At 51.0% G+C, this 22,962-nt stretch carries 21 protein-coding genes; 20 read left to right on the top strand and 1 reads right to left on the bottom strand.

Annotated features, from left to right (window positions below; all coding sequences use genetic code 11):
* Positions 1-7 precede the first annotated feature (7 nt).
* The 14 genes from HJV72_RS10685 to HJV72_RS10620 all read left to right on the top strand — a co-directional run bounded on the left by HJV72_RS10685 (position 8) and on the right by HJV72_RS10620 (position 13,965).
* Positions 8-874, top strand: a complete 867-nt coding sequence (locus tag HJV72_RS10685; RefSeq protein ID WP_208070882.1) for a DMT family transporter — start codon at positions 8-10, stop codon at positions 872-874.
* A gap of 56 nt (positions 875-930) precedes the next feature.
* On the top strand, positions 931-1,425 hold the full coding sequence (locus tag HJV72_RS10680) for a hypothetical protein (RefSeq protein WP_243765611.1): 495 nt from the start codon (positions 931-933) through the stop codon (positions 1,423-1,425).
* Between the two features lie 283 nt (positions 1,426-1,708).
* Positions 1,709-3,040 carry a magnesium transporter gene (gene mgtE / locus HJV72_RS10675; protein WP_208070880.1) on the top strand — a complete coding sequence of 444 codons (1,332 nt, stop codon included), beginning with the start codon at positions 1,709-1,711 and terminating at the stop codon, positions 3,038-3,040.
* Positions 3,041-3,091: 51 nt separating this feature from the next.
* Entirely contained in the window at positions 3,092-4,003 is a 912-nt protein-coding gene (locus HJV72_RS10670; protein ID WP_208070878.1) for a helix-turn-helix transcriptional regulator, read from the top strand.
* A gap of 149 nt (positions 4,004-4,152) precedes the next feature.
* Entirely contained in the window at positions 4,153-5,655 is a 1,503-nt protein-coding gene (locus HJV72_RS10665) for an ATP-binding cassette domain-containing protein (RefSeq protein WP_208070876.1), read from the top strand.
* A gap of 3 nt (positions 5,656-5,658) precedes the next feature.
* The gene (locus HJV72_RS10660; RefSeq protein WP_208070874.1) at positions 5,659-6,588 is read left to right on the top strand and encodes an ABC transporter permease; all 930 of its coding nucleotides are present in this window, start codon (positions 5,659-5,661) and stop codon (positions 6,586-6,588) included.
* Positions 6,589-6,735: 147 nt separating this feature from the next.
* Positions 6,736-7,215, top strand: a complete 480-nt coding sequence (locus HJV72_RS10655; RefSeq protein ID WP_243765610.1) for a pyridoxamine 5'-phosphate oxidase family protein — start codon at positions 6,736-6,738, stop codon at positions 7,213-7,215.
* 18 nt (positions 7,216-7,233) lie between these two features.
* Positions 7,234-7,974, top strand: a complete 741-nt coding sequence (locus HJV72_RS10650) for a DUF3784 domain-containing protein (RefSeq protein ID WP_208070870.1) — start codon at positions 7,234-7,236, stop codon at positions 7,972-7,974.
* Positions 7,975-8,041: 67 nt separating this feature from the next.
* Positions 8,042-9,352: a phenylacetate--CoA ligase family protein gene (locus tag HJV72_RS10645; RefSeq protein WP_208070868.1), complete on the top strand. Its 1,311-nt coding sequence runs from the start codon at positions 8,042-8,044 to the stop codon at positions 9,350-9,352.
* Positions 9,353-9,355: 3 nt separating this feature from the next.
* Complete coding sequence (gene iorA, locus HJV72_RS10640; RefSeq protein ID WP_208070866.1) at positions 9,356-11,110, top strand: indolepyruvate ferredoxin oxidoreductase subunit alpha; 1,755 nt, start codon at positions 9,356-9,358, stop codon at positions 11,108-11,110.
* Positions 11,110-11,688, top strand: coding sequence for an indolepyruvate oxidoreductase subunit beta (locus tag HJV72_RS10635; protein WP_208070865.1), 579 nt, complete (start codon positions 11,110-11,112; stop codon positions 11,686-11,688). The genes iorA and HJV72_RS10635 overlap by 1 nt, the downstream gene beginning before the upstream one ends.
* Positions 11,689-11,728: 40 nt before the next feature.
* On the top strand, positions 11,729-12,148 hold the full coding sequence (locus HJV72_RS10630; RefSeq protein ID WP_208070864.1) for an ACT domain-containing protein: 420 nt from the start codon (positions 11,729-11,731) through the stop codon (positions 12,146-12,148).
* A gap of 24 nt (positions 12,149-12,172) precedes the next feature.
* A complete protein-coding gene (locus HJV72_RS10625; RefSeq protein WP_208070863.1) occupies positions 12,173-13,504 on the top strand; it encodes a phenylacetate--CoA ligase family protein in 1,332 nt (443 codons plus the stop codon).
* A gap of 17 nt (positions 13,505-13,521) precedes the next feature.
* Positions 13,522-13,965 carry an amino acid-binding protein gene (locus HJV72_RS10620; protein ID WP_049729291.1) on the top strand — a complete coding sequence of 148 codons (444 nt, stop codon included), beginning with the start codon at positions 13,522-13,524 and terminating at the stop codon, positions 13,963-13,965.
* A gap of 143 nt (positions 13,966-14,108) precedes the next feature.
* On the opposite strand, the gene HJV72_RS10615 is transcribed toward HJV72_RS10620, so the two are convergent.
* Positions 14,109-14,309 (bottom strand): cold-shock protein, encoded by a 201-nt coding sequence (locus tag HJV72_RS10615; RefSeq protein WP_006441829.1) that lies wholly within the window; start codon positions 14,307-14,309, stop codon positions 14,109-14,111.
* A 343-nt stretch (positions 14,310-14,652) separates the two neighbouring features.
* On the opposite strand from HJV72_RS10615, the gene HJV72_RS10610 reads away from it, so the two are divergent.
* From HJV72_RS10610 to HJV72_RS10585, 6 genes are read left to right on the top strand one after another with little or no spacing between them, the layout of a single operon-like run.
* Complete coding sequence (locus tag HJV72_RS10610) at positions 14,653-16,659, top strand: hydantoinase/oxoprolinase family protein (protein WP_208070862.1); 2,007 nt, start codon at positions 14,653-14,655, stop codon at positions 16,657-16,659.
* Positions 16,660-16,671: 12 nt separating this feature from the next.
* Positions 16,672-18,345 (top strand): hydantoinase B/oxoprolinase family protein, encoded by a 1,674-nt coding sequence (locus HJV72_RS10605; protein WP_208070861.1) that lies wholly within the window; start codon positions 16,672-16,674, stop codon positions 18,343-18,345.
* Between the two features lie 29 nt (positions 18,346-18,374).
* A complete protein-coding gene (locus HJV72_RS10600; RefSeq protein ID WP_208070860.1) occupies positions 18,375-19,973 on the top strand; it encodes an ABC transporter substrate-binding protein in 1,599 nt (532 codons plus the stop codon).
* Positions 19,974-19,997: 24 nt separating this feature from the next.
* The gene (locus HJV72_RS10595; protein WP_208070858.1) at positions 19,998-21,005 is read left to right on the top strand and encodes an ABC transporter permease; all 1,008 of its coding nucleotides are present in this window, start codon (positions 19,998-20,000) and stop codon (positions 21,003-21,005) included.
* Complete coding sequence (locus HJV72_RS10590; RefSeq protein ID WP_208070856.1) at positions 21,005-21,838, top strand: ABC transporter permease; 834 nt, start codon at positions 21,005-21,007, stop codon at positions 21,836-21,838. Before HJV72_RS10595 ends, HJV72_RS10590 begins: the two co-directional genes overlap by 1 nt.
* 25 nt (positions 21,839-21,863) lie before the next feature.
* Positions 21,864-22,952: a M24 family metallopeptidase gene (locus HJV72_RS10585; RefSeq protein ID WP_208070854.1), complete on the top strand. Its 1,089-nt coding sequence runs from the start codon at positions 21,864-21,866 to the stop codon at positions 22,950-22,952.
* Positions 22,953-22,962: the final 10 nt, after the last annotated feature.

Here is a 22,962-nt window from a genome sequence, read left to right as displayed (position 1 = left end):
GTAACAGATGAGTGTAAATAACAGATATAAAGGGATCTTGTATATTGTACTATCGGCGTTCTGCTTTGCGCTCATGAACATGTTCGTGCGGCTCTCCGGAGACCTGCCTTCTGTTCAGAAGAGCTTCTTCCGCAACCTGGTGGCATTTTTCTTCGCCTTTATACTAATAAGGCGGGAGGCTATTCCGCTGAAATGCAAAGAGGGGAACTTAAAGCTGCTGCTGCTTCGCGCGCTGTTCGGTACGCTTGGCATACTCTGCAACTTTTACGCGGTAGACCATCTTGTCCTGGCCGATGCGTCGATGCTCAATAAGATGTCCCCGTTTTTTGTCGTCATCTTCAGCTTCTTCATCCTGAAGGAGAGGGTAACGGTACTACAGGCGCTTCTTGTGGCTGGAGCATTTGCGGGCAGCCTGTTCGTCATCAGGCCGACGTTTTCCAATATGGACCTTCTGCCGTCCCTGATTGGCCTGGCAGGAGGCCTTGGGGCAGGAGCGGCATATACGTTCGTGCGGAAGCTGAGCCTAAGGGGAGAGAAGGGGCCGCTCATCGTATGCTTCTTCTCGGCGTTTTCCTGCCTGGTGACGCTGCCGTTCCTCATATTCGACTTCCATCCGATGGGATGGCTGCAGGTACTGATGCTTCTGCTCGCAGGCCTTGCGGCCGCGGGCGGTCAGTTCGGTATTACCGCGGCGTACAGCCATGCACCGGCGCGGGAGATATCGGTGTACGACTATTCACAGATTATATTCTCCGCTCTGCTCGGGTTTTTCATCTTCGGACAGATACCGGACATCTTAAGCTGGCTTGGCTATCTGATTATCTGTGCCATGGCGGTTCTCATGTTCTTCTATAATTTAAAGAGAGAAAAGTAACAAAAGCAGGCCGCTTCTTATACCTTATATTAAAGGATTATAAGGAAGTGTAGAAAATGAAGTTAAGATGCTGCCATGGTAATAAACCGCCGGCCTGTCCACCGGGACCGGATCCGGCACCGGAAGAGAGGCCGGATTTTTTTGCGCAGTTCGGTGTGACCGGCAGTCCTGCATCTGGGAGCAGCCTGCCGCTTATCCAGCTTTTTAATGTGGGACAGGGGATTCGCCTTGAGGGGGACTCGGATATCATGCTCGAACCGGGCTGGCTCTATCTTGTGGACTATATATTTCTGGCAACACCGGAACCGCAGGGATATATGCAGATAGTTCCAAGGATCAACGGGAGCTTAAGAGGGCTGTATTCCTTCTTTGCTCCGACAGGGACAGAGCGGAATGCTTCCGCGTCCGGCAGCTTTACGACAAATGAAGCGGCTGTCTCGGAGGCACGGCTGTCCTTTCATCTGACGTATCCGGCAACGACAAGGAACATAGATATATCGGGCGCCGTATCGGTCACGCCACTGATCCGGATAAGAAACAGCGGAAGCTGACTTGACTTTTAAAGGCAAGTAAGCTATGCTGATTAAAGTCACGAAAGAATTATAAAAGAAAGGGAGGCGAACCTACATGGATGGTCATTCGGGACGAAGTTGCAACTTGATGATGACAATCGGATATGGCATGCACGTGGAGTCTGCCCTTTTTGAATCGTTCTTTTGAAGAAAGTACGTCTTTTGTTCGTATAGATTTATAATAGAGCAAGGCTTTATATTGTGCTGTCTGTCCGGTACCAGGGCGGGCAGCATTTTTCTGTCCGGGACAAGGAGGCGCAAGATGATAAGAAACACGTTGAAAGAACTGCTGTATGCAAAGAAGTATAAAGAGATTCACAACATGCTGGAAGCGTATAACCCGGTCGATCTGGCAGAACTTCTGATGGAGCTGGATGATTCCGAGCTGGCGGCCATATTCCGCATGATAGACAAGGAGAAGGCCGCTGAAGTATTCTCCTATATGGAGGATGATCAGAGGCAGACACTGCTGGAAGGCTTCACGAGCCAGGAGATATCCTATATTCTGGATACCATGTACACGGACGATGCGGTAGATTTCCTGGAAGATATGCCGGCCAACGTAGTGACGAAGCTTCTGGAACATGTAAGCGGGGAGACACGGGCCGATATCAACCGGCTGCTGAAGTATCCGGAGGACAGTGCAGGAAGCATCATGACGGTAGAGTATGTGGAGCTGTCTCCTGAGATGACAGTCGGCCAGGCGCTTGCCAAGATCCGCCGGGTCGGAATCGAGAGCGAGACAGTATACACATGCTATGTGGTAGAGCGCAAGAAGCTTGTCGGAATCGTGACGGCCAAAGCACTCATGACGAATGCAGAGACAGTCCAAATCGCGGATCTGATGCAGGATAACTTTATCTCCGTACGGACAACCGACGATCAGGAGGATGCCGCGAAGCTGTTCCGCAAGTATGGTCTCATAGCGATACCGGTTCTGGACCTTGAGGAACGGCTTGTCGGGATCGTGACGTTTGATGACGCCATCGGAGTCCTTACGGACGAGACGACAGAAGATATGCACAAGATGGCAGCCATGACGGCAAATGACGACTCTTATCTAAAGACAGGTGTGTTCCGGCATGCCAGGAACCGCATCGGCTGGCTGTTATTCCTGATGTTCTCAGCTACTATAACAGGCACCATCATCACCCGGTATGAAGCGGCAATCGCTGCCGTTCCGCTCCTCGTATCATTTATCCCGATGCTTACCGATACAGGCGGCAACTGCGGTTCACAGAGCTCCACGCTCGTCATCAGGGGCCTGGCTGTAGACGAGCTGCACTTTAAGGACCTGTTTACCGTCGTCTGGAAGGAATTCAGGGTATCTCTCGTAGTGGGGACAGTGCTGGCCGCCGCCAACGGCATCCGAATCTATGTCATGCACCGAGATCTGGGGCTGGCGGCAGTGATAGGCATCTCTCTTATCGGCACGATAATGGTGGCGAAGATGGTGGGCTGCATGCTGCCGATCTTCGCAAAACAGCTCAGGCTGGATCCGGCGATTATGGCAGCACCGCTCATCACGACGATAGTGGATACATGCTCCATCATCATCTTCTTCAAGATTGCGACAATGGTATTCCATCTGTAAGGCAGGAAACCGCCCGGGTGGAAGATAATAAAAGAAAGGCGGCTGCATATTATGAAAATAGACAGGCTGATAGGAATCTTATCCGTGCTGCTGCAGCAGGAAAAGGTGACGGCCCCATATCTGGCGGAAAAGTTCGAAGTGTCCAGAAGAACGATCAACAGGGACATCGAGGATCTGTGCAAGGCTGGAATACCGCTTGTCACCACGCAGGGAAGCGGAGGCGGCATATCCATCATGGAAGGTTACAAGCTGGAGAAGACGCTTCTGACCTCCTCAGAGATGCAGGCCATACTGACAGGGCTGAAGAGCCTGGACAGCGTGGCCGGGACAAGCAGATACAGACAGCTGATGGATAAGCTGGATGTAAGGAGCACTACACTTGCGTCCAACAGCCATATACTCATAGACCTGTCCTCTTACTACAAATCGACACTGGCACCGAAGATTGAGCAGATACAGGACGCGATAGAAAACCAGAGATATATCGCGTTCCGCTACTATGCGCCCAAGGGGGAGAGTGTCAGGAAGATCGAGCCTTGCCTGCTCGTGTTCCAATGGGCATCCTGGTATGTCCGTGGATATTGTCCGGACCGGAACGATTACCGTCTGTTCAAGCTGAACCGCATGCTGGAGCTGGAAGTGCTCCCGGAGCAGTTTGCCCGGCGGGAGGCAGAGCCCTATGAACTGCCTGCAGATTCGGCATATGACAGGCACATACCGGTGAAAGCTGTATTTGCTCCTGAAATGAGATGGAGGCTTATCGAAGAATATGGAGCGGACAGCTTTGAGGAACAGGAGGACAAAAGTCTGCTGTTCCAGTTTGACTTTGCCGATGAGGAGAATATATTCAGCTGGATTCTAAGCTTTGGTAATAAGGCGGAGCTGCTGGAACCAGTGGAGCTGCGCGACCGCCTCCACGATATTGCCAGGGGGATCTTATGGAAATATAACGGCAAACAGTAATAAATTGCCCGAAATGGTAGAAATTACCGGTAGTTCGGGATTTTGTAGTATAATATCTTGATACCAGGGTCAGAAGGCCATGCATTTCATCTTTTGACCCTACCATCATGTCATCGGAAGTAGCAACATACGAAAGAGAGGAATGAGGTATGGCATATGCTGCAAAGCTGATTATCTGCTGCGGACAGGAGGAGGTCGAGCAGATACCTGTCTCGGAGACCGTATTCATCGGGCGCAGGAAGAAAGGAAGTCCCGTTGAGGTACAGGTCGACTGCCCGTTTGCCGCAAAAATGCACGGAAAGCTTATCAAAGAGGAGTGCGGATATACGTACCGGGACTTAGGGTCCGAATATGGCACATATTACAATGGCGGGAAGATTGGCTCCAGATATACGGAAGGCAATCATCATGTGAAGCTTTCAGACGGGGATGTCCTGAAGATTGACAATCCCCAGTTTGGCACGGGGGACGACCGGGCGGTGGTAATCATTTTCAGAGGCAGGGTAGAGGATAAGTGCGAATGGAAGGCACTGGAACTGGAAGACAAAGATGCCAGCTTCTTTCTGAGCTGCAGGGAAGAGACCGGAGGAGAGGAGATTCAGGAAGAACAGTCTGCAGAGGGCGGAGAACTCCCAAAAAGGTTCGCCCTTCTGAAACACGACGGCCACCGATGGACGGTAACGGAACACAATACGAAGTATGGCATATATGTCAACGGACAGCTCATAAAGGAAAGGCAGGGCCTCAATCAGCTGGACGTGGTGCGGATTGGAAAGACGCTGTTCCTGTACAGAAGCGGCAGGCTGGAATATAACCATCATGAAGCATCAGGCAACAGGCTTACGATACATATTGAAGAGAGAAGCGTGTGGAAGATGTTCCGCAGGCAGCTTCTGCTTAAGGATATCGACCTCACTGTAGAACCGGGTGAGATGGTGCTTGTGCTTGGAGGGTCAGGCGCAGGCAAGACGACTTTCGTCAATGCGGTCATGGGGTATGAGAAAGCCCGGGGCACTATCATAAAAGACGGTGTGGATGTATACAAGAATTATAACAGGATGAAGTATGATATCGGATTTGTACCTCAGCAGGACTGGCTCCGGCTGGAAGATTCTGTAATAGAGACGCTGGAGAATGCTGCTGAAATCAAGCTCCCAGAGCGTGTCACATCCGCGGAGCGCAAAGGACGTGTGGAAGAAGTGTTGGCGCTGATGGGGCTGGAGCGGGAGAGAGATTCGCTTGTCGGGAAGCTGTCGGGCGGTCAGCGTAAGCGTCTGAGCATAGCAGTGGAATATATCGTGGATCCTAGCCTGTTCTTTCTCGATGAGCCGGACTCCGGACTGGATGGGATTATGGCGAGGCATCTGATGGTGTGTCTCAGGGAGATAGCGGATAATAATAAGATAATCCTTGTGATTACACATTCGCCGGACCGAATCATAGACCTCTTCGATAAAGTTATCGTGCTGGCGAAAGGAAAAGAGGACAATGTCGGTCATCTGGCCTTCTACGGATCGCCCCGGGAGGCAGAAGAGTTTTTTGAGACGGATTCCATGGAGGGAATCGTCAGAAAGATGAACCGCGAGGACGAAGGCGGAGAAGGGCTGTCGGACATCTATATTGGAAAATACAGGCAGATTGAGGAAAGATAAGGAATGGACAGAGAGAGAAGAGAAGGCCGCCTTGGGCAGACGAAAGTGTATGTAGGTAAGTTTTTCCGGATATTTAAGAATGAGAAGGACTGGAAAGGGATTGTATTCGCAGTGATAGTCACCCTTCTTCTGTCACTTGTACTTGGGGATACGATGTTTTTAAAAAAGGAAGGGACCCGTTCCGGATTTTTCGCCATCGTATCAGCCGGCATCTGGATTGGCATCTTTAATTCGATCCAGACGGTGTGCCGGGAGAGGCAGATTATCAAGAGAGAACACCGTACGGGCCTTCATATGTCTGCTTATATTGGTGCCCATGTAATCTGCCAGGGAGTCATCTGTGCCGTGCAGGCGCTGCTCATGACGTCCATCTATGGGCTTTTTATGGATTTTCCAGACAAAGGTCTCGTGACGGGGAGCTTTTATGCAGACTTTTATATCACGATGCTATTGATTCTCTTTTCATCTGACATGCTCGGGCTTGCCGTGTCGTCTCTCGTAAAGAGCACGACGGCTGCTATGACGGTCATGCCGTTCCTGCTTATCATACAGCTTATCTTTTCTGGTTCTATCTTCCCGATTACCGGTAACGCAAGGATAATCTCAGACCTGACTGTGAGCAAGTGGGGACAGAGAGTCCTGTGCATAGAGTCTGATATGAACGAGATACCGTCGGAACTGCTAGACTCGGAGATAGAAATGTTCGAGAGTATAGAAGGAGTGGAAGAGCTGATGGATTTACTTCCGGACAAGCTAACAGATGATATCCACACTGCGGTGGAAAGTTTCCTGCATGACTATACATACCGCAGGATATATGAATATAAAGCGGAGCTTGTATACCGCAGATGGGGCTATCTGCTGGTCTTTGCGGCAGCATATGCCCTGATTGCGGCCATCAGCCTGGAATTCATAGACCGGGACAAGAGGTGACAGGCAGGAAGAGGGCTGATGATAATACGGAATAACGTAACTCCCATGATTTCACATTGAAATATGGGAGCTTTCTTATTATAATTGAAATTATAACGTGCGGGCAGCCGCTTCAGCTAAAAAAATCAAGAAGGATGGATGATGACGATGAGAAGACCAAAACGGGAAATCAAGGATATGACGGAGATATGCAAGGTAATTGACGAGTGCAGCGTGTGCCGGATTGGGCTCTGTGACAAGGGAAGCGTGTACATAGTGCCGATGAATTTCGGCTATCTATGTGAGGACAGAAAGCTTACCTTTTACCTGCACAGCTCAAAGGTCGGAAGAAAGATGGAAGTGCTCAGAGAGAATCCGGACGTAGGCATAGAACTTGACTGCAGGCACGGGCTTATGTCGGCAGAGAAGCCATGCAGCCACAGCTTCTGCTTCGCAAGCCTTATCGGTACAGGCAGGGCTGTGATAGAGGAGGACGCCAAGGAAAAGCTGAAGGTGCTGAAGGTAATCATGAAGCATCAGACCGGAAAAGACTTTGATAACTTCGATGAGAAATGGATCAATGCCGTGGCGGTCATAAAAGTTGAGCTTGAGGAATATGCCTGCAAGCACCACGATGGCACCAACTGATGATAGAGAGGTGAGAATATGTGGATTTTAACGGCTATATTTGCGCTGTTATCCATAGTACTGCTGTCCGGAAGGGGCAGCTTTCTCATAGCGGGCTATAATACGGCAGATATAGAGGAGAAGGCAAAGTACGATGAGAAGAAGCTCTGCCGTGTCATGGGGGCAGGCATGTCCGTCATAACAGTCATACTTCTGCTATGCAATGTGTATGAATATGATCTGCCCCGCGGATTGAGATGGATTATGCCGGTCGGAATCTTCGGTGTCGTCATCTTCCTTGTCATAGCGACGAATACAATTTGCAGGAAGAAGGTGCCGGGAACGACGTCTGCGGCAAGAAAGAAAGATACGTTCATGACGAAGGTCACGGTGGCGGTGCTTGTGGCAATCGGTCTTCTCGTGGCAGCTGCGCTTTATACAGGTGATGTGAACGTACGGTTTGAAATGGACGGTATGAATATCCACACTTCTGTTATAGGGAATAAAAGGGTGGAATACGAAGATATCAGATCCGTGGCATATGAAGATGACATGGACGTGGGAAGGCGCACCGGGGGCATCGGCAGCTTCCGGATTCAGGCGGGCGGCTTTAAGAACAGCGAGTTTGGCGCATACCATCTATACTCGTATACAGACTGCCATGAATATGTCGTCATGGAGACGGTATATGGTACGGTCGTAATCAACGGAAAGACAACTTCAAAGACAAGGGAGCTGTATCAGGAAATTTCTGAAAGGGAAAGATTTTTCGCAAATTAATGCTTTAATCCGTGAAAGCAATGTGCTATACTAAAAAAAGCATGTATGGTATGAAGGAGGAAATAACATGATTTGGGCGAAAGAAGAGACCCTGCCGAGAGCCGAGATAGAGGATATCCAGCTTGATAAGCTTAAGGAGACGGTGTACTACATCTATGAAAGATCAGTGCCGTACCGTAAGAAGATGGATGAGGCAGGCGTAAAACCTGATGATATCAACAGCCTGACAGATTTGCAGAAGCTTCCATTTACATATAAGGCAGATTTCAGAGACAATTATCCCATGGGACTATTTGCGGTAGATAAAAAGGAACTGGTGCGTTTCCACGCCAGCTCCGGTACGACCGGAAAGCCCACGGTAGTAGGCTATACGAAGAAGGATCTGGACGTATGGCTCAACAACGTGGCAAGGATTGCCTGTATGGGCGGTGCCACACCGGACGATGTGGCGCAGATCGCATTCGGATACGGGACGTTTACAGGTGCGCTCGGACTCCACGGCGGCCTGGAGATGCTAGGAGCCTCCGTCATTCCGATGTCTTCGGGCAATACGAAGAAGCAGATCATGTTCATGCAGGATATGGGCACGACGCTCCTCGTAGCGACTCCGTCCTATGCGCTTCACCTCGGTGAAGAGATCAGGGCGAGGGGGATAGACCCTTCCAGAGACCTGATGGTGCATATCGGACTGTTCGGCGGCGAGGGCATGACAGAGCCGATGAGAGATGAGATGCACAAAGTGTGGGGGGAGCAGTTCCTGTGTACCCAGAACTACGGTATGAGCGAGCTGTGCGGCCCCGGCGTGGCGGGTGAATGCGAGAGCCTGTGCGGGATGCATGTGAACGAGGACTGGTTCATACCGGAGGTGATCGATCCTGAGACGGGCGAGGTGCTCCCACCGGGGGAACACGGAGAATTGGTCGTGACCTGTCTCGGCAAAGAAGCGCTTCCGCTAGTGAGATATCGTACCGGCGATCTGACCAGGCTGATGTACGAACCGTGTGCGTGCGGCCGGACGACCGTGCGGATGGAAAACCTGTCCGGGCGTGCGGACGATATGCTTGTCATCCGGGGCGTCAACGTATTCCCGACACAGATTGAGGAAGTCCTGCTTCAGGTTCCTGAGATAGGGCCCCATTACGAGATTGTCCTAGAGCGGAAGAACCGTCTGGATGTGATGACGATAACGGTAGAACTGATAGATGACCGGCTGTTAGACAGCTACAGCAAGCTGAGCGAGCTGGAACAGCGGATTAAGAAGGGACTGAAGGCGCAGCTTGGCCTTGCGACCCAGATTAAGCTTGTCGCCCCGTATTCTCTGCAGAGATTCGAGGGGAAGGCCAAGAGAGTAACCGATATGAGAAAGGATGGACTATAAGATATGTCAGAGGGAAAAAAAGTAGTAATGCTCGGCAATGAAGCCATTGCCAGAGGGGCATATGAAGCAGGGGTGAAGGTGTCTGCGGCTTATCCGGGCACGCCGAGTACGGAGATCAGCGAGTATCTCGTCCAGTATAAAGATGCCTTGTACTGTGAGTGGTCGCCGAATGAAAAAGTAGCGACAGAGGTGGCGATTGGAGCCTCTGTCTCAGGGGTGCGTTCCATGGCCTGTATGAAGCACGTCGGATTCAATGTGGCGGCCGACCCGGCTTATACGGTATCGTATATGGGTGTGAACGGAGGTATGGTCATCGTCGTGGCTGACGACCCGGGGCTGTACAGTTCCCAGAATGAGCAGGATACCCGTATGGTTGCCCGCGCGGCCCAGCTTCCTGTGCTGGAGCCTGCCGACAGCGCTGAGGCGAAGGAGTATATGAAGGCAGCGTTTGAACTGAGCGAGAAGTACGACCGTCCTTTCGTATTCCGCATCACGACAAGATTGGCGCATTCCCAGGGGCTTGTAGAACTGAAAGAACGCGAGGCTGTCGAAGACCGGCCTTATGTCAAGGATGTCAGAAAGACAGTCATGATGCCGGGGAATGCAAAGCTCCGGCACGTGGAGATCGAGAAGAGGAACTCAGAGCTGGCAGAAGCTGCGGAGACTCTGCCCATCAACACGGTGGAAATCAGGGATACCGGTATCGGAGTCATCACGAGCGGTATTCCTTACCAGTATGTGAAAGAGGCGATGCCGGAGGCGTCCGTGCTGAAGCTCGGCATGGTCAATCCTCTGCCGAGAAAGATGATAGAGGACTTCGCGTCCAAGGTAGATAAGCTTTATATCGTGGAAGAGCTTGACCCGGTGATTGAAGAGCAGGTGAAGTCATGGGGGATAGAGGCCATCGGCAAGGAGATATTTACCGTACAGGGCGAGTACAGCGCCAACATGATACGCACGGCGGTTCTCGGGCAGAAGCTTGAGATTGCGGCTCCGAAGCCGGCGCCGATGCGTCCGCCGATATTATGTCCCGGATGTCCACACCGGAGCGTGTTCTATGTGCTTCAGAAGCTTAAGATGCATGCTGCCGGTGATATCGGATGCTATACGCTCGGAGCGGTTGCCCCGCTAAGCGTAGTGGACACTACGATATGTATGGGGGCGAGCATCTCCAGCCTCCACGGGATGGAAAAAGCGAAGGGAAAAGAGTATATCAAGAACTGGGTTGCGGTGATTGGTGATTCGACCTTCTTACATACAGGTATCAATTCCCTCATGAACATGATGTACAACAATGCGACAGGAACGGTCATGATACTTGATAATTCCACGACAGGGATGACCGGGCATCAGGACCACGCGGCAACGGGAAAGACGCTGCAGGGAGACCCGACATATGCGATGGACATACCGGGACTGTGCCGGGCCATGGGTGTCAAAAATGTGGTGGAAGTCAATGCATTTGATATAGAGACGCTCGAAAAAGTCATCAAAGAAGAGACTGCCAGGGATGAAGTGTCGGTCATTATCACGAAATCACCGTGCGTGCTGCTGAGCAAGGCCAGAAAGCCGGTCTACGTTGCCCATGAGGACAAGTGCAGGAAATGCGGGATGTGCATGAAGCCGGGATGTCCGGCCATGACGAGAAACGGGGACGGAACGATACATATCGACGATACGATGTGTACCGGCTGCGGCTTGTGCGAGGACTTATGTAAGTTCGATGCGATAGAATTAGTAAAGGCAGGTGACAGATAATGACGGCAAAAAATATTATGATAGTTGGTGTGGGCGGCCAGGGAACGCTGCTCACAAGCAGGATACTCGGTGGACTTGCGATAGGCATGGGCTATGATGTCAAACTTTCAGAAGTGCACGGAATGGCACAGCGGGGCGGAAGTGTCGTCACCTTCGTCCGCTATGGTGATAAGGTTGCAGAGCCGATTGTAGAAGAAGGCCTGGCAGATATCGTCATCGCCTTTGAGCGGCTTGAGGCTTACCGGTACGCGCACTATCTCAAAAAGGATGGGGCCCTGATTGTAAATGACTGGAGAATCGATCCTATGCCGGTCGTCATCGGCGCTGCAGAATATCCGGACAATATATTGGAAGAACTTGGAAAAGAGTACAGGCTATACAGCGTCAATGCTACAGAAGAATCCAGGAAGCTCGGCAACTCCAGAGTATTTAACATGATTGTGCTCGGCGTCGCGGCGAGGCACATGGACTTTACCAAAGAGCAGTGGTACGACGTGATAGAAAAGACAGTGCCGCCGAAAACGGTTGATATAAACAAGCAGGCCTTTGATGTGGGATATCATCTGGAAGCCAGATAGAAGTCCCCGGCGTACCTGATTAAAATTAAGGAGGTGTGGTATGATCAGGCAATTATCAGTATTCGTGGAGAACAAGCCGGGAAGCCTTATGGATGTTACGTCCCGTCTCACAGAGGCGCACATCAATATCCGGGCTGTCGCGTCTTTCGACACGCCGGAGTTTGGTATCCTTCGTCTCGTAGTCGATAAGCCAGCAGAGGCGAAGGGGAGTTTGACTGAAAAGGGATTTGTCGTCAGGCTTCATGACGTCATAGGCGTGGAACTGGAAGATAAGAAAGGCAATCTCAATCAGATGTTGGCAATACTTGCAGAAGGCAGAATAAATGTAAACTACATCTATTCATTTGTAATCCGCGAAGGAAAAGCGCCAGTTCTGGTATTCAGTACGGATGACTATGAGGGAGCAGCTCAGATTCTTAAGGATGCAGGTGTGAAGATGGTAGAGGAATCAGATTTATAAAATTAAGAATAGGAGTAGATTGACATGGCAGGAGTAGCATTAAAAGACTGGAAGGAAAAGATCAGAGACCCGAAGATAGAGTGTATGAGCAGGGATGAGATGAGCGCGCTTCAAAGCGTACGTCTCGTACAACAGGTAAAGAACGTATATGAGAATGTGGAGTTCTACCGGAAGAAGATGGATGAGATCGGGGTGGAGCCTGGTGATATCAAAGGTATCGAAGATATCGGCAAGCTCCCGTTCACGACAAAGGAGGACCTGAGGGACAACTATCCGTTCGGGCTTCTGGCAGTCCCTCAGGAGAAGATTGCGAGAGTGCAGGGGACATCCGGGACGACAGGGAAGCTTACCCTGGCTTCTTATACGCAGAACGATGTGGACGTATGGGGCGAATGTGTCGCCAGAGGGCTTACGATGGCAGGACTTACAGAGGCTGACCGCATCCACGTATGTTACGGATATGGCCTGTTCACCGGAGGCATGGGCCTGGATCTCGGGGCGAAGGCACTCGGGGCGATGGCGATACCTATGTCATCCGGCAACACGAAGCGCCAGCTCATGTGCATGGAGGACTTCGGCGCGACGGCATTCGCCTGCACGCCGTCCTATGCGCTCTATCTGGCAGAGGCGGCGCAGGAAGCCGGAATTGTGGACCGTCTGCAGATTAAGGCGAGCATCAATGGCGCAGAGCCGTGGACAGATGAGATGCGCAAGAAGATCGAAGGCATCCTGCATATCAACAGCTTCGATATCTACGGGCTGTGCGAGATTACAGGACCAGGGGTTGCCATGGACTGTATCCACCACAAAGGGCTCCACGTGTATGAAGACTATTTCTATCCTGAGATTCTGAATCCGGGAGATGATACCCCATGCGCGGACAACGAGACGGGAGAGCTCGTATTCACCACGCTTGCCAAAGAGGGTATGCCGCTGATTCGTTACAGGACGAAGGATCTGACCAGCATTGAATACAACACGTGCGAATGTGGAAGGACACTGCCGAGAATCCAGAAGTTCACCGGACGTACGGATGATATGAAAGTTATACGCGGCGTCAATGTATTCCCGACACAGGTAGAGACAGCGCTGCTCTCCATGGGTGGCGGCGTGGCACCACATTATCTGATGATCGTGGAGCGGGAGAACAATCTCGATGTCCTGACTGTTATGGTGGAAGTAGATGAACGATACTTCTCGGACGAGATCCGTAAGCTGGATGAACTGAAGAATAAGGTCGGGGCGGCTCTGAAACAGGCGCTCGGCGTATCCGCGAGGGTGAAGCTCGTTGAGCCTAAGACGATAGAACGAAGCGAAGGCAAGGCAAAGCGTGTCATCGACAAGAGAGACTTGTAAGAAGGAAGGGAAAAGAGATGGGTATGAGTAATACAGTACAGCAGTTATCAGTATTTTTGGAAAACAGGGAGGGCCGACTTGACGAAGTGCTTGCCATACTTGCGGAAGGCGGAGTGAATATAGTAGCTCTCAGCCTGGCAGACACATCCGACTACGGAATGCTCCGGATGATCGTGTCCGATCCCCACAAAGGAAGGGCGGTTCTGAAGGAAGCGGATATTACGGCTATGCTGACAGATGTAGTGGCGCTGCGCGTGCCCCACGCTACCGGTTCCCTGAGCAAAGCGATGCACCAGATCGTAGAAGGTGAAGTCAATATAGAATATATGTACGCGTTTGCCAACGGAAGCGATGCGGCTGCGGTGCTCAAAAGCGACGATCCGGCGAGGGTCATCGATATCCTGAAGGGCAGCGGATTTGACGTGTATAGCGCGGATGAGGCGTATAGGGCGAATATGTAATGACAAAAAAGAGGGATGTCAAAATTGACATCCCTCTTCTCTTAATCTCATTTCGTGTATTACTTTTTAATATCTAAATCAATCTTTCAAGTCTTGTTTTATATATAAAAAAGGTACATCCAAATTCTGATTAATGCAATTGACTAAACTCTTGTTACGTTGACAGCCTGAGGACCTTTAGAGCCTTCAGTTACTTCGAACTCTACTTCCTGTCCTTCTTCCAGAGACTTGAATCCGTCCATGTTCAGTCCTGAGTAGTGTACGAATACATCGTTGCCAGTCTCATCTGAGATGAAACCATAACCCTTTTGGTTGTTGAACCATTTTACTGTACCTCTGTTCATTGTGTTACCTCCATAAAAAATAAAAATAAATAATTAGATACCGTATTAACTATAAGTTACATCTATAGATAATACCTCGTCAGATTAGCATATTTTTATAAAAAAGTCAATGCATTCGACAATATTTTTTACAATATTACTAAAATATCGGATATGCAGAATTGTATTGACAAAATAAATGGCGAGTGATAATATTTAATCAAATCAAAAAAGAAATGGCTATTGACCGGTCAATTTTTTTTAGCCTTTCTGATATTATCAGAGATATTATTACAGCGATTATCAATGATAGTAGCAAGTTTACACGATAACAGTTATTGCAGAAATATAAGGAGGAAGGGATATGTCATACAGATTAGCAGCCGATGTCGGAGGGACATTCACGGATGTCGTACTGATTGACGATGAGACAGGCAGCCTGACGACCACGAAGGTGCTGACGACCCCGCAGGCGCTGGAGGAAGGGATGCTTAAGGGGTTCGATGAGCTTACGTCAGGGAATTACGAAAAGGTTGCCAGTATCGTACATGGCACGACATCCGGATTGAATTCTGTGATAGAGCGCAGAGGCGCGCACTGTGCACTGGTTACTACGAAAGGGTTCCGGGATGTATATGAGATTGCAAGGGCCAACCGTCCGGAAATCTACAACAGCCATTACAGGAAACCGGAGCCGCTCATACCGCGCAAAGATATCTATGAGATTGATGAGCGTACTACATATGAGGGAGAGGTGGAGAAGGAAGTCACATATGAAGCAGTTCAGGAGCTGATTCCCATGCTGAAGGGACAGTATGAATCGATTGCAGTATGTCTCATAAACAGCTATATCAATACAGAGAATGAGCAGAAATTATGCCGGATCTTGAAAGAACATATGGATGGAGAAGTTATTGTCACCGCATCTCATGAAATCGCCCGGGAATCCAGGGAGTATGAAAGGGTAAGTACGGCGGTGATGAACGCTTATGTTGCTCCGAGCACGAGGCATCACGTGTATGCTTTGTCTGGAGAGCTGAAGAAGAGAGGGTTTAATGGCACGCTGTATATGATGCAGTCAAGCGGAGGAGTCATACGCGCAGAGATGGCTGCTGTCAAAGCAGTGCAGACGCTGATGTCCGGTCCGGTAGGCGGAGCCATCGGTGCCAGTGCCATCGAGAGGGAGAACATCATCGGTTTTGACATAGGAGGAACGAGCTTTGATGTCAGCCTTGTGGTAAATGGCAAGATTGAGACGGCAGTGGAGGCAGAGATGGAAGGATTTCCAATCCTTGCTCCTACAGTGAATGTATTCAGCATCGGGGCAGGCGGCGGCAGCATCGCATGGGAAGAAGCGGGTGGTATGCGGGTCGGCCCTCAGAGCGCAGGCGCAATGCCAGGTCCAGTCTGTTACGATAAAGGAGGAACGGCTCCCACGATAACGGATGCCAATCTCATACTGGGACATCTCTCCCCCAGGCACTTTCTCGGAGGGAGGATGAAGATTAATGAGGATAAGACGAAAGAGGCCTTTGACAGCTATGGAAAGAGATTTGGACTCGATATGATTATGGCCGGAGAAGGGGTGTGCTCGATTGCGAACCATAAGATGGCAGATGCCATAAGGGAACTGACGGTCCGCCGGGGCATCGATCCAAGGAATTTCTCCATCCTGGCTTTCGGAGGGGCAGGACCGATGCATGCAGCGCTTATTGCAGAGGAACTGGACATAGAGGAAGTCATCGTTCCCGCCAATCCTGGCGTATTCTCTGCCTGGGGGATGCTGCAGGCAGATATCCGGCACGATGCCGCAGTCACAAGCCTGTGCCTGCTGGATTCTCTGGAGGAGGAAGAGTACGACGGCAACTTTGAACTCCTGAAAGAAGATCTGCAGGAAGTTCTGGAAAAAGAGGGAATCGCACGGCAGCCCAAACAATATATCTGCTCTCTGGATATGAGATACTTCGGACAGGAATACACCATATCTGTGGACATCCCTGAAGGCATGGGGTATTGCAGAGACTACATAGAGGAGCAGTTCAACGGCATATATGAACGGCTGTACGGACATCATTCCCCGGACGATATCATCGAAGTGGTGAATTACCGGGTTACGGTCGTCGTACCGGTCAGGAAGTCACAGACGGCTGGAAGGGAAGGCGTGGACAGGACACATGTCATTGATCGGATTCCTGGTTATTTTGACGGTGTACCGTATGACATGAATGTATATGCAAGGGAAGATCTTGTAACCGGAAGCATGATCGAAGGGCCGGCGATTATAGTAGAGCTGACGTCCACGACCGTCGTTCCGCCTAAGTGGAAGCTGGTGGCAGATGAAGCCGGAAGCATGATTATAACAAAAATGTAAGGAGGAGATGAGATGGGAGCAAAAGTAAGTCCGATTGTCGTTGAAATCATCCGGAATGCAGTGAATTCTGCCGCGCGGGAGATGAATAGCTGTCTGATAAAAAGTTCCTTCGGTCCGGGCATCTATGAGATGAAGGACTGCAGCGTAGGAATATTCAACCGGGATGCCAGGCTTCTCGGCCAGTCGTCCGGGCTTCCGATATTCCTGGGTAATCTGGAGATATGTATCAATATTGTAACAGAGCGGATTGGAATATGCGGCTATCGTGAAGGAGACGTATTCGTTATGAATGAACCTTACCTGCAGGGAACCCATGTGGCAGATGTCACGGTACTTGCGCCAATCTTCTACGGGGGAGAGCTTCACGGCTTCACGGCAGTACGGGCAGCCATGCAGGATATGGGAGGCAAGGATCCGATCGGCAATGCGGATTCTACGGACGTATACCAGGAGGGCCTGCGGATTCCACCAGTCCGGCTCTGCTCGGAAGGGGAACTATGTACAGACGTGATGGAAATTATCGCAATCAACAGCCGGTATCATACGATGATGAAGGGAGACCTGAATGCCTGCATTGCAGCGTGCTATACTGGCGGAACCCGGATGAACGAGCTTTTTGACCGTTACGGCACCGACGTGATGCAGGAGGCGGCAGAGGAAATCTTCCGGCAGTCGGAAGAACTGGACAGGATGGCAGTAGCAGCTATACCCGATGGCGTGTATGAAGCGGAAGGTTGTCTTGATAATGACGGAATGACAGACGAGCCGCGCAGGCTCAAGGTGAAGATATCCATACAAGGGGACGAGATGAAGATTGACTTAAGCGGAAGCTCCAGGATGGGAAACGGCCCGATCAACTGCGGGATGGCACAGACCATTGCTGCTTGCAGAGTAGGATATAAGCAGATGATCAATCCGAAAAGCCAGGTATCGGGAGGCACGTTCCAGAATCTGGAGGTTATTGTGGAAAAGGGGACATTTCTGGCGGCGGAAGAACCGGCACCGTGCGGATGGTATTTCACAGGACTGGGTCTTTTGATTGATCTGATAGGAAAAGCCCTGTCGCCTGTTATGGAGAAAGAGGCGGCGGCAGCCCATTATGGAGATTCCAGTCTCATAATCTTCCGCGGGTACGACTCAGTCCGGGGCAAACCGTTCGGCATCTGCGAAGCTACCTCCGGAGGATGGGGAGCATTTGCAGGTGGAGACGGCCAGAACTGTATGATCAACGTGGTCAACGGGGACTTAAAAAACTGGAGCGTCGAGTTTATAGAAGATAAGTATCCGCTTCGTCTGCTCTCCTACGAGATACGCAGTGATTCGCAGGGGCCTGGGAAATGGCGCGGAGGTGCAGGCGTCATCCGCACATACCGTGTGGAGACGGAGGGAGACTGTCATCTGATGCTGTGGATCGAACGGACGAAGACGACAGCCTGGGGGCTGTTTGGCGGCGGGAACGGGACAGCGCCCGTTGCGGTAGTGAATCCGGGAACACCGGATGAGAGGAGGTATCTGAAGACGAACACGCTTTCCCTCAAGAAAGGCGATATCGTACAGATACGGACCGGAGGAGGAGGTGGATATGGCAGCCCTCTTGAAAGAGATAAAGAAGCGGTGAAGGAAGACATAGAGAACGGTTACATAAGCGCGGAACATGCAAAAGAGTATTATGGCTATGGGGAATAGCCGTTACTACGGACAAAGGAGGAAAAAGGATGAAGAGAAATGTTATGAGAAGAGTTCTGGTATTGGGTATGGCAGCGGCGCTGGCCTGTTCACTGTGTGCCTGTGGCGGCGACAAGAAGGCATCCGGCAAAGCGGGCAAGGCAGATACGAAAGATGACAAGACGTTTGTTGCAGCCCTTGCCTTCATGCCGGACAGTATAGACCCGACCAACCTTATGAATGCGGCAGATATGCATGCGACGAGGAACTGCTATGAACCTCTTGTGGAAGAAGTCCGGGGAACTACAGACCTGGAGCCATGGCTGGCCGAGGAGTGGGAGATACCAGATGCCAGGACATATATCTTCCATATCCGCGACGGTGTAACATTCTATGACGGCACAGATCTGGATGCCGATGCTGTCGTATATTCGTTTGAGCGGGCCAGGGCATTTGTCAATTCTGTATCTTCCTGCGTTGAGGAGATCGATACGATAGAGGCGACGGATGACATGACGGTGAAGATGACGCTGAAGGCAGAAAATTCAGGATTCTTATATAACGTTGCCAAGATAGGTATCATCTCTCCTACGTTTTGCAAAGAGCATGAGGAGGACGGAGACTGGGCACAGAAGTATCTGAAGAAGAACTCCTGCGGAACCGGGGCATATCAGGTGACGGATTATGTGGACGACCAGTATGTTACACTATCCAGATTCGATGACTACTGGCAGGGATGGAAGGACAATCAGATAGACGTGGTCCAGACGCTGATTGTCAAGGACAACGCGACACAGATCCAGATGCTCAATTCCGGGGAAGTGGATAAGCTCCAGATTCCTCTGACAGAGAATCTCGATATGCTGGAGAAGAATCCGGATATCGATATCTTAAAGGGAGGCTCCCTTCAGACGAATATCTTTACGTTCAACATGAAGAAGGCGCCGTTTGACAATCCAAAGGTAAGGCAGGCGGTATCACTGGCCTTTGACTATGAAGGTGTCAAGAATACTGTATACAATGGACAGGCCACCGTACCGAGCGGCTTCATGCCGGCTGATTTTGCAGAGCATAACACGGATATACCGGAGCAGAAGCAGGATATGGAGAAGGCGAAACAGCTCATGGAAGAGTCGGGAGCCGGACCGTGTGAGATCAGGGTACACCTCTGCGAAGGCAGTGACGACCAAGTGCAGATGGCACAGATTCTTCAGGCGAATCTCGCAGAGATCGGCATTACGGTCAAAATCGAGATTATGCCGTGGACTTCCCTCGTAGAGGAAAATACATCACCGGATACGGCGCCGGAAATGTCTGCGCTTAATATGGGCGCATTTACCGGAGATGCAGCATTCTTCCTGAAGCAGAACTTCCACAGCATCAACAGCGGGGGTTCTTATAACTGGAGCTTTTATGAAAAGCCGGAGTTCGACAAACTGCTGGATGACGCTGCTGCTACTGTGGATGCAAAAGAGAAGACGGAACTACTGAAGCAGGCGCAGCAGATGCTTGTAGACGACTGTGCGGCCGTATATGCGGCATCTCCGAACACGGTGGAGGCAATCAGCCATACGTACAAAGGGTATGTGCTGCATCCGCTCGATTACTTCTATTCCATCCGGTTCTACCAGCTGACTGTAGGGGATTAGTAGATAAAAACGGAGGAAACCGTTATGGGAAAATTTTTATTGAGAAGATGTGCATCGCTTGTGCTTGTCATCATCGGCGTTACGATGCTCGTATTCCTGGCAACCTATTATCTGCCGTCCGACCCGGCCAGGGCGGCAGCAGGGCCGTCCGCGACGAATGAGCAGGTGGAGGCAAAACGGGTGGAACTGGGACTTGATAAGCCGATTTATGTCCAGTATCTCAACTATATGAAGGGGCTGCTGAAGCTTGATATGGGAACTTCTTTCAAGACGAAACAGCCGGTAGCGCAGGAGATATCTTCCAGGCTTTCCGCCACGCTTGAGCTGACAGCTGTTTCACTTGTGGTTTTCTTTGTCCTTGCCCTCATTCTGGGGAGCGTAGCGGCACTGAAGCGCAGCGGTGTGCTGGACGGCATCATCCGGTTCTTTTCAGTGGCAGGCATGGCAGTTCCGCCTTACTGGCTGGCGCTCATATTCCAGTACGTATTCTACTACAGGCTTCAGTGGCTGCCGGCCGGCTACCGGCTGCCGGTAGGGACGATACCTCCTGACACTGTTACGGGCTTTTATCTGCTGGACAGCGCTTTTGCCGGAGACTTTACATTGTTCTTACAGGCTGCCAGGCATCTGCTCCTTCCGGTATTGAGCCTTGTGCTCGGCTATTGCGGCATTACGACGAGGATGATGCGGACACAGCTTCTGCAGGAACTTCGCCAGGACTACATAAGGACGGCCAGATCCAAAGGGCTTCCGGAACATACGGTAATCAGGCGCCATGCCATGAAGAATGCAATCTCGCCTATCCTGACACTGCTGGGGATGCAGGCGGGGGGCATGATCGGCGGCACGGTGCTCATAGAGAAGATATTCAGCTGGCCGGGGCTTGGATCTTATGCCCTCGATGCAATCGCATCGCTGGACTTGATGGTCGTAGCCGGGATTACGCTTACAATGGCAGTCATATTCATATTGATTAACCTGTTAGTTGACATATCTTATGTGCTGATTGATCCAAGAGTGAGGTTAAGCTGATGAAGAAGATGAAAAAATATTTTTTCAGAGACGTGCCGTCCACGGCGGGTACTCTCATATCAGTTATGATTGTGCTGTTCATGGTTACGGGACCATTTATAGCGAGATATAAGCCGCTTGTCGTAGATATGAATGCAAAACTGGTGGCGCCGGGCAGTGCCCACTGGTTCGGAACAGATGAGATGGGAAGAGACCTGTTCAGCAGGATGGCGTACGGCTCATGGTATTCCATGGGTACCGCTCTGGCGGTCGTTCTGTGTGCGGCTGCCGCCGGTATCGTGATAGGAGGGATTGCCGGCTATATCGGCGGCTGGTTCGACAATCTGGTGATGCGCATATGTGATGTATTCATGTCATTTCCACAGATATTTCTGGCAATGATCATCGCGGCGGCTATCGGAGCGGGAATCGGACCCACCATCTTCGCGCTGGCGGTGTCATGGTGGCCGAATTACGCCAGGATGGTACGTGGAATGGTAATTGTGATTAAAGAAAAGCTATACGTAGAGTCTGCGAAGGCAATCGGCATGCATCCGGCCAAGATCGTCTTTACCATAATCATCCCCCAGACGATGTCCATGGTGATTCCTCAGATTACGATGGGAATCGGCAATGCGCTGATTGCCGCGTCGGGATTCTCTTTTATCGGGCTGGGCGCACAGATGCCTACGCCGGAGTGGGGGGCGATGATATCGGCCGGAAGCCTGTTTATATTCAACGCGCCCTGGTACTCCATGATACCCGGCGTGTTCATCTTCCTGTCGGTTCTCGGATTCAGCCTGTTGGGAGATTCGCTGCAGGAAGCGACGAATCCGGAATTAAGGAACTTATAGGCAGGATGGTTAAGGAGGATGCAGGATGGACATTAAGAAGAGGATAGATGACGTACAGAGGGCTATGGGGGAAAAGCAGATTGACTGCCTGATTCTGGCCCCTTCCACAGACTTGTATTATATGACCGGATTTCGCGGGATTGCAATGGAGCGCCCCATATTCCTTATCGTGTTGCGGGAGGAAGCATATTTTATCCTGCCCCGGTTTGAGGCAGATAATCTCCAGAAGGATATAAAGGAGCAGATTCCATGTATCTTGTGGCGGGAAACGGATGATCCATATGAGAAGGCTGCTGCGTGCATCGGCGATAAGAAGCTTTGCATCGCGGCGGGAGATACGATGCCGCATGTGATGGCTTACCGTCTGGCACGTAAGATGGAGCATGCATCGTGGTGCCTCGGCAAAGAAGTGATGGAGGTGCTCAGAGCGAGAAAAGATGCAGAGGAATTAGAAGCGTTGATGGCAGCACAGATAAGATCAGAAACCGCGCTGTCAAGGACGCTCAGGCAGGGGCTGTCAGGGTATACCGAACGGGAAGTGGCGCTGCGGCTGAAAGGCCATCTGGAGGAAGAAGGGCTTATATGCCAGGGGCTGCCTCTTGTGGCATCCGGGCAGTATGGCGCCATGCCCCACCACCAGGCAGAGGATATCAAGATCAGACGCCAGGATGCGGTCATCATCGACTTTGGAGGAAGTTATGAAGGCTACTACTCCGATATTACAAGAACGGTAGCTGTAGGGAAAGCGCCGGAAGAGTTTGAGGAAGTATTTGGTATCGTCCGGACAGCCAATGAGGCTGCGTTTAAGAAGGCAAAGCCGGGTATTACATGCGGGTGCCTCGATGAAGCGGCAAGGGAGGTAATTCGGGAAGCCGGCTACGGCAAGTTCTTTACCCATCGGCTCGGACATGGCATTGGACTTGATATCCACGAGCCCCCGTATATCGTTGCGGGAAACCGGAGCGTGATACAGGAGGGGAATGTATGTTCCGATGAGCCAGGCATCTATCTGCCGGGGCGCTTTGGAGTCCGGCTGGAAGACGACTTGTATATCGGCCCTAAGGGAGCAAGATGCCTGACAGGGCTTGGGCATGAGATTCTCATCGTAGATTAGAAGGGAGGGA

The organism is Extibacter sp. GGCC_0201, assembly GCF_017566055.1.
Lineage (GTDB): Bacteria > Bacillota > Clostridia > Lachnospirales > Lachnospiraceae > Extibacter.
The sequence above is the reverse complement of the archived record's forward strand: the minus strand, read 5'-3'. Positions and strand labels throughout refer to the sequence as shown.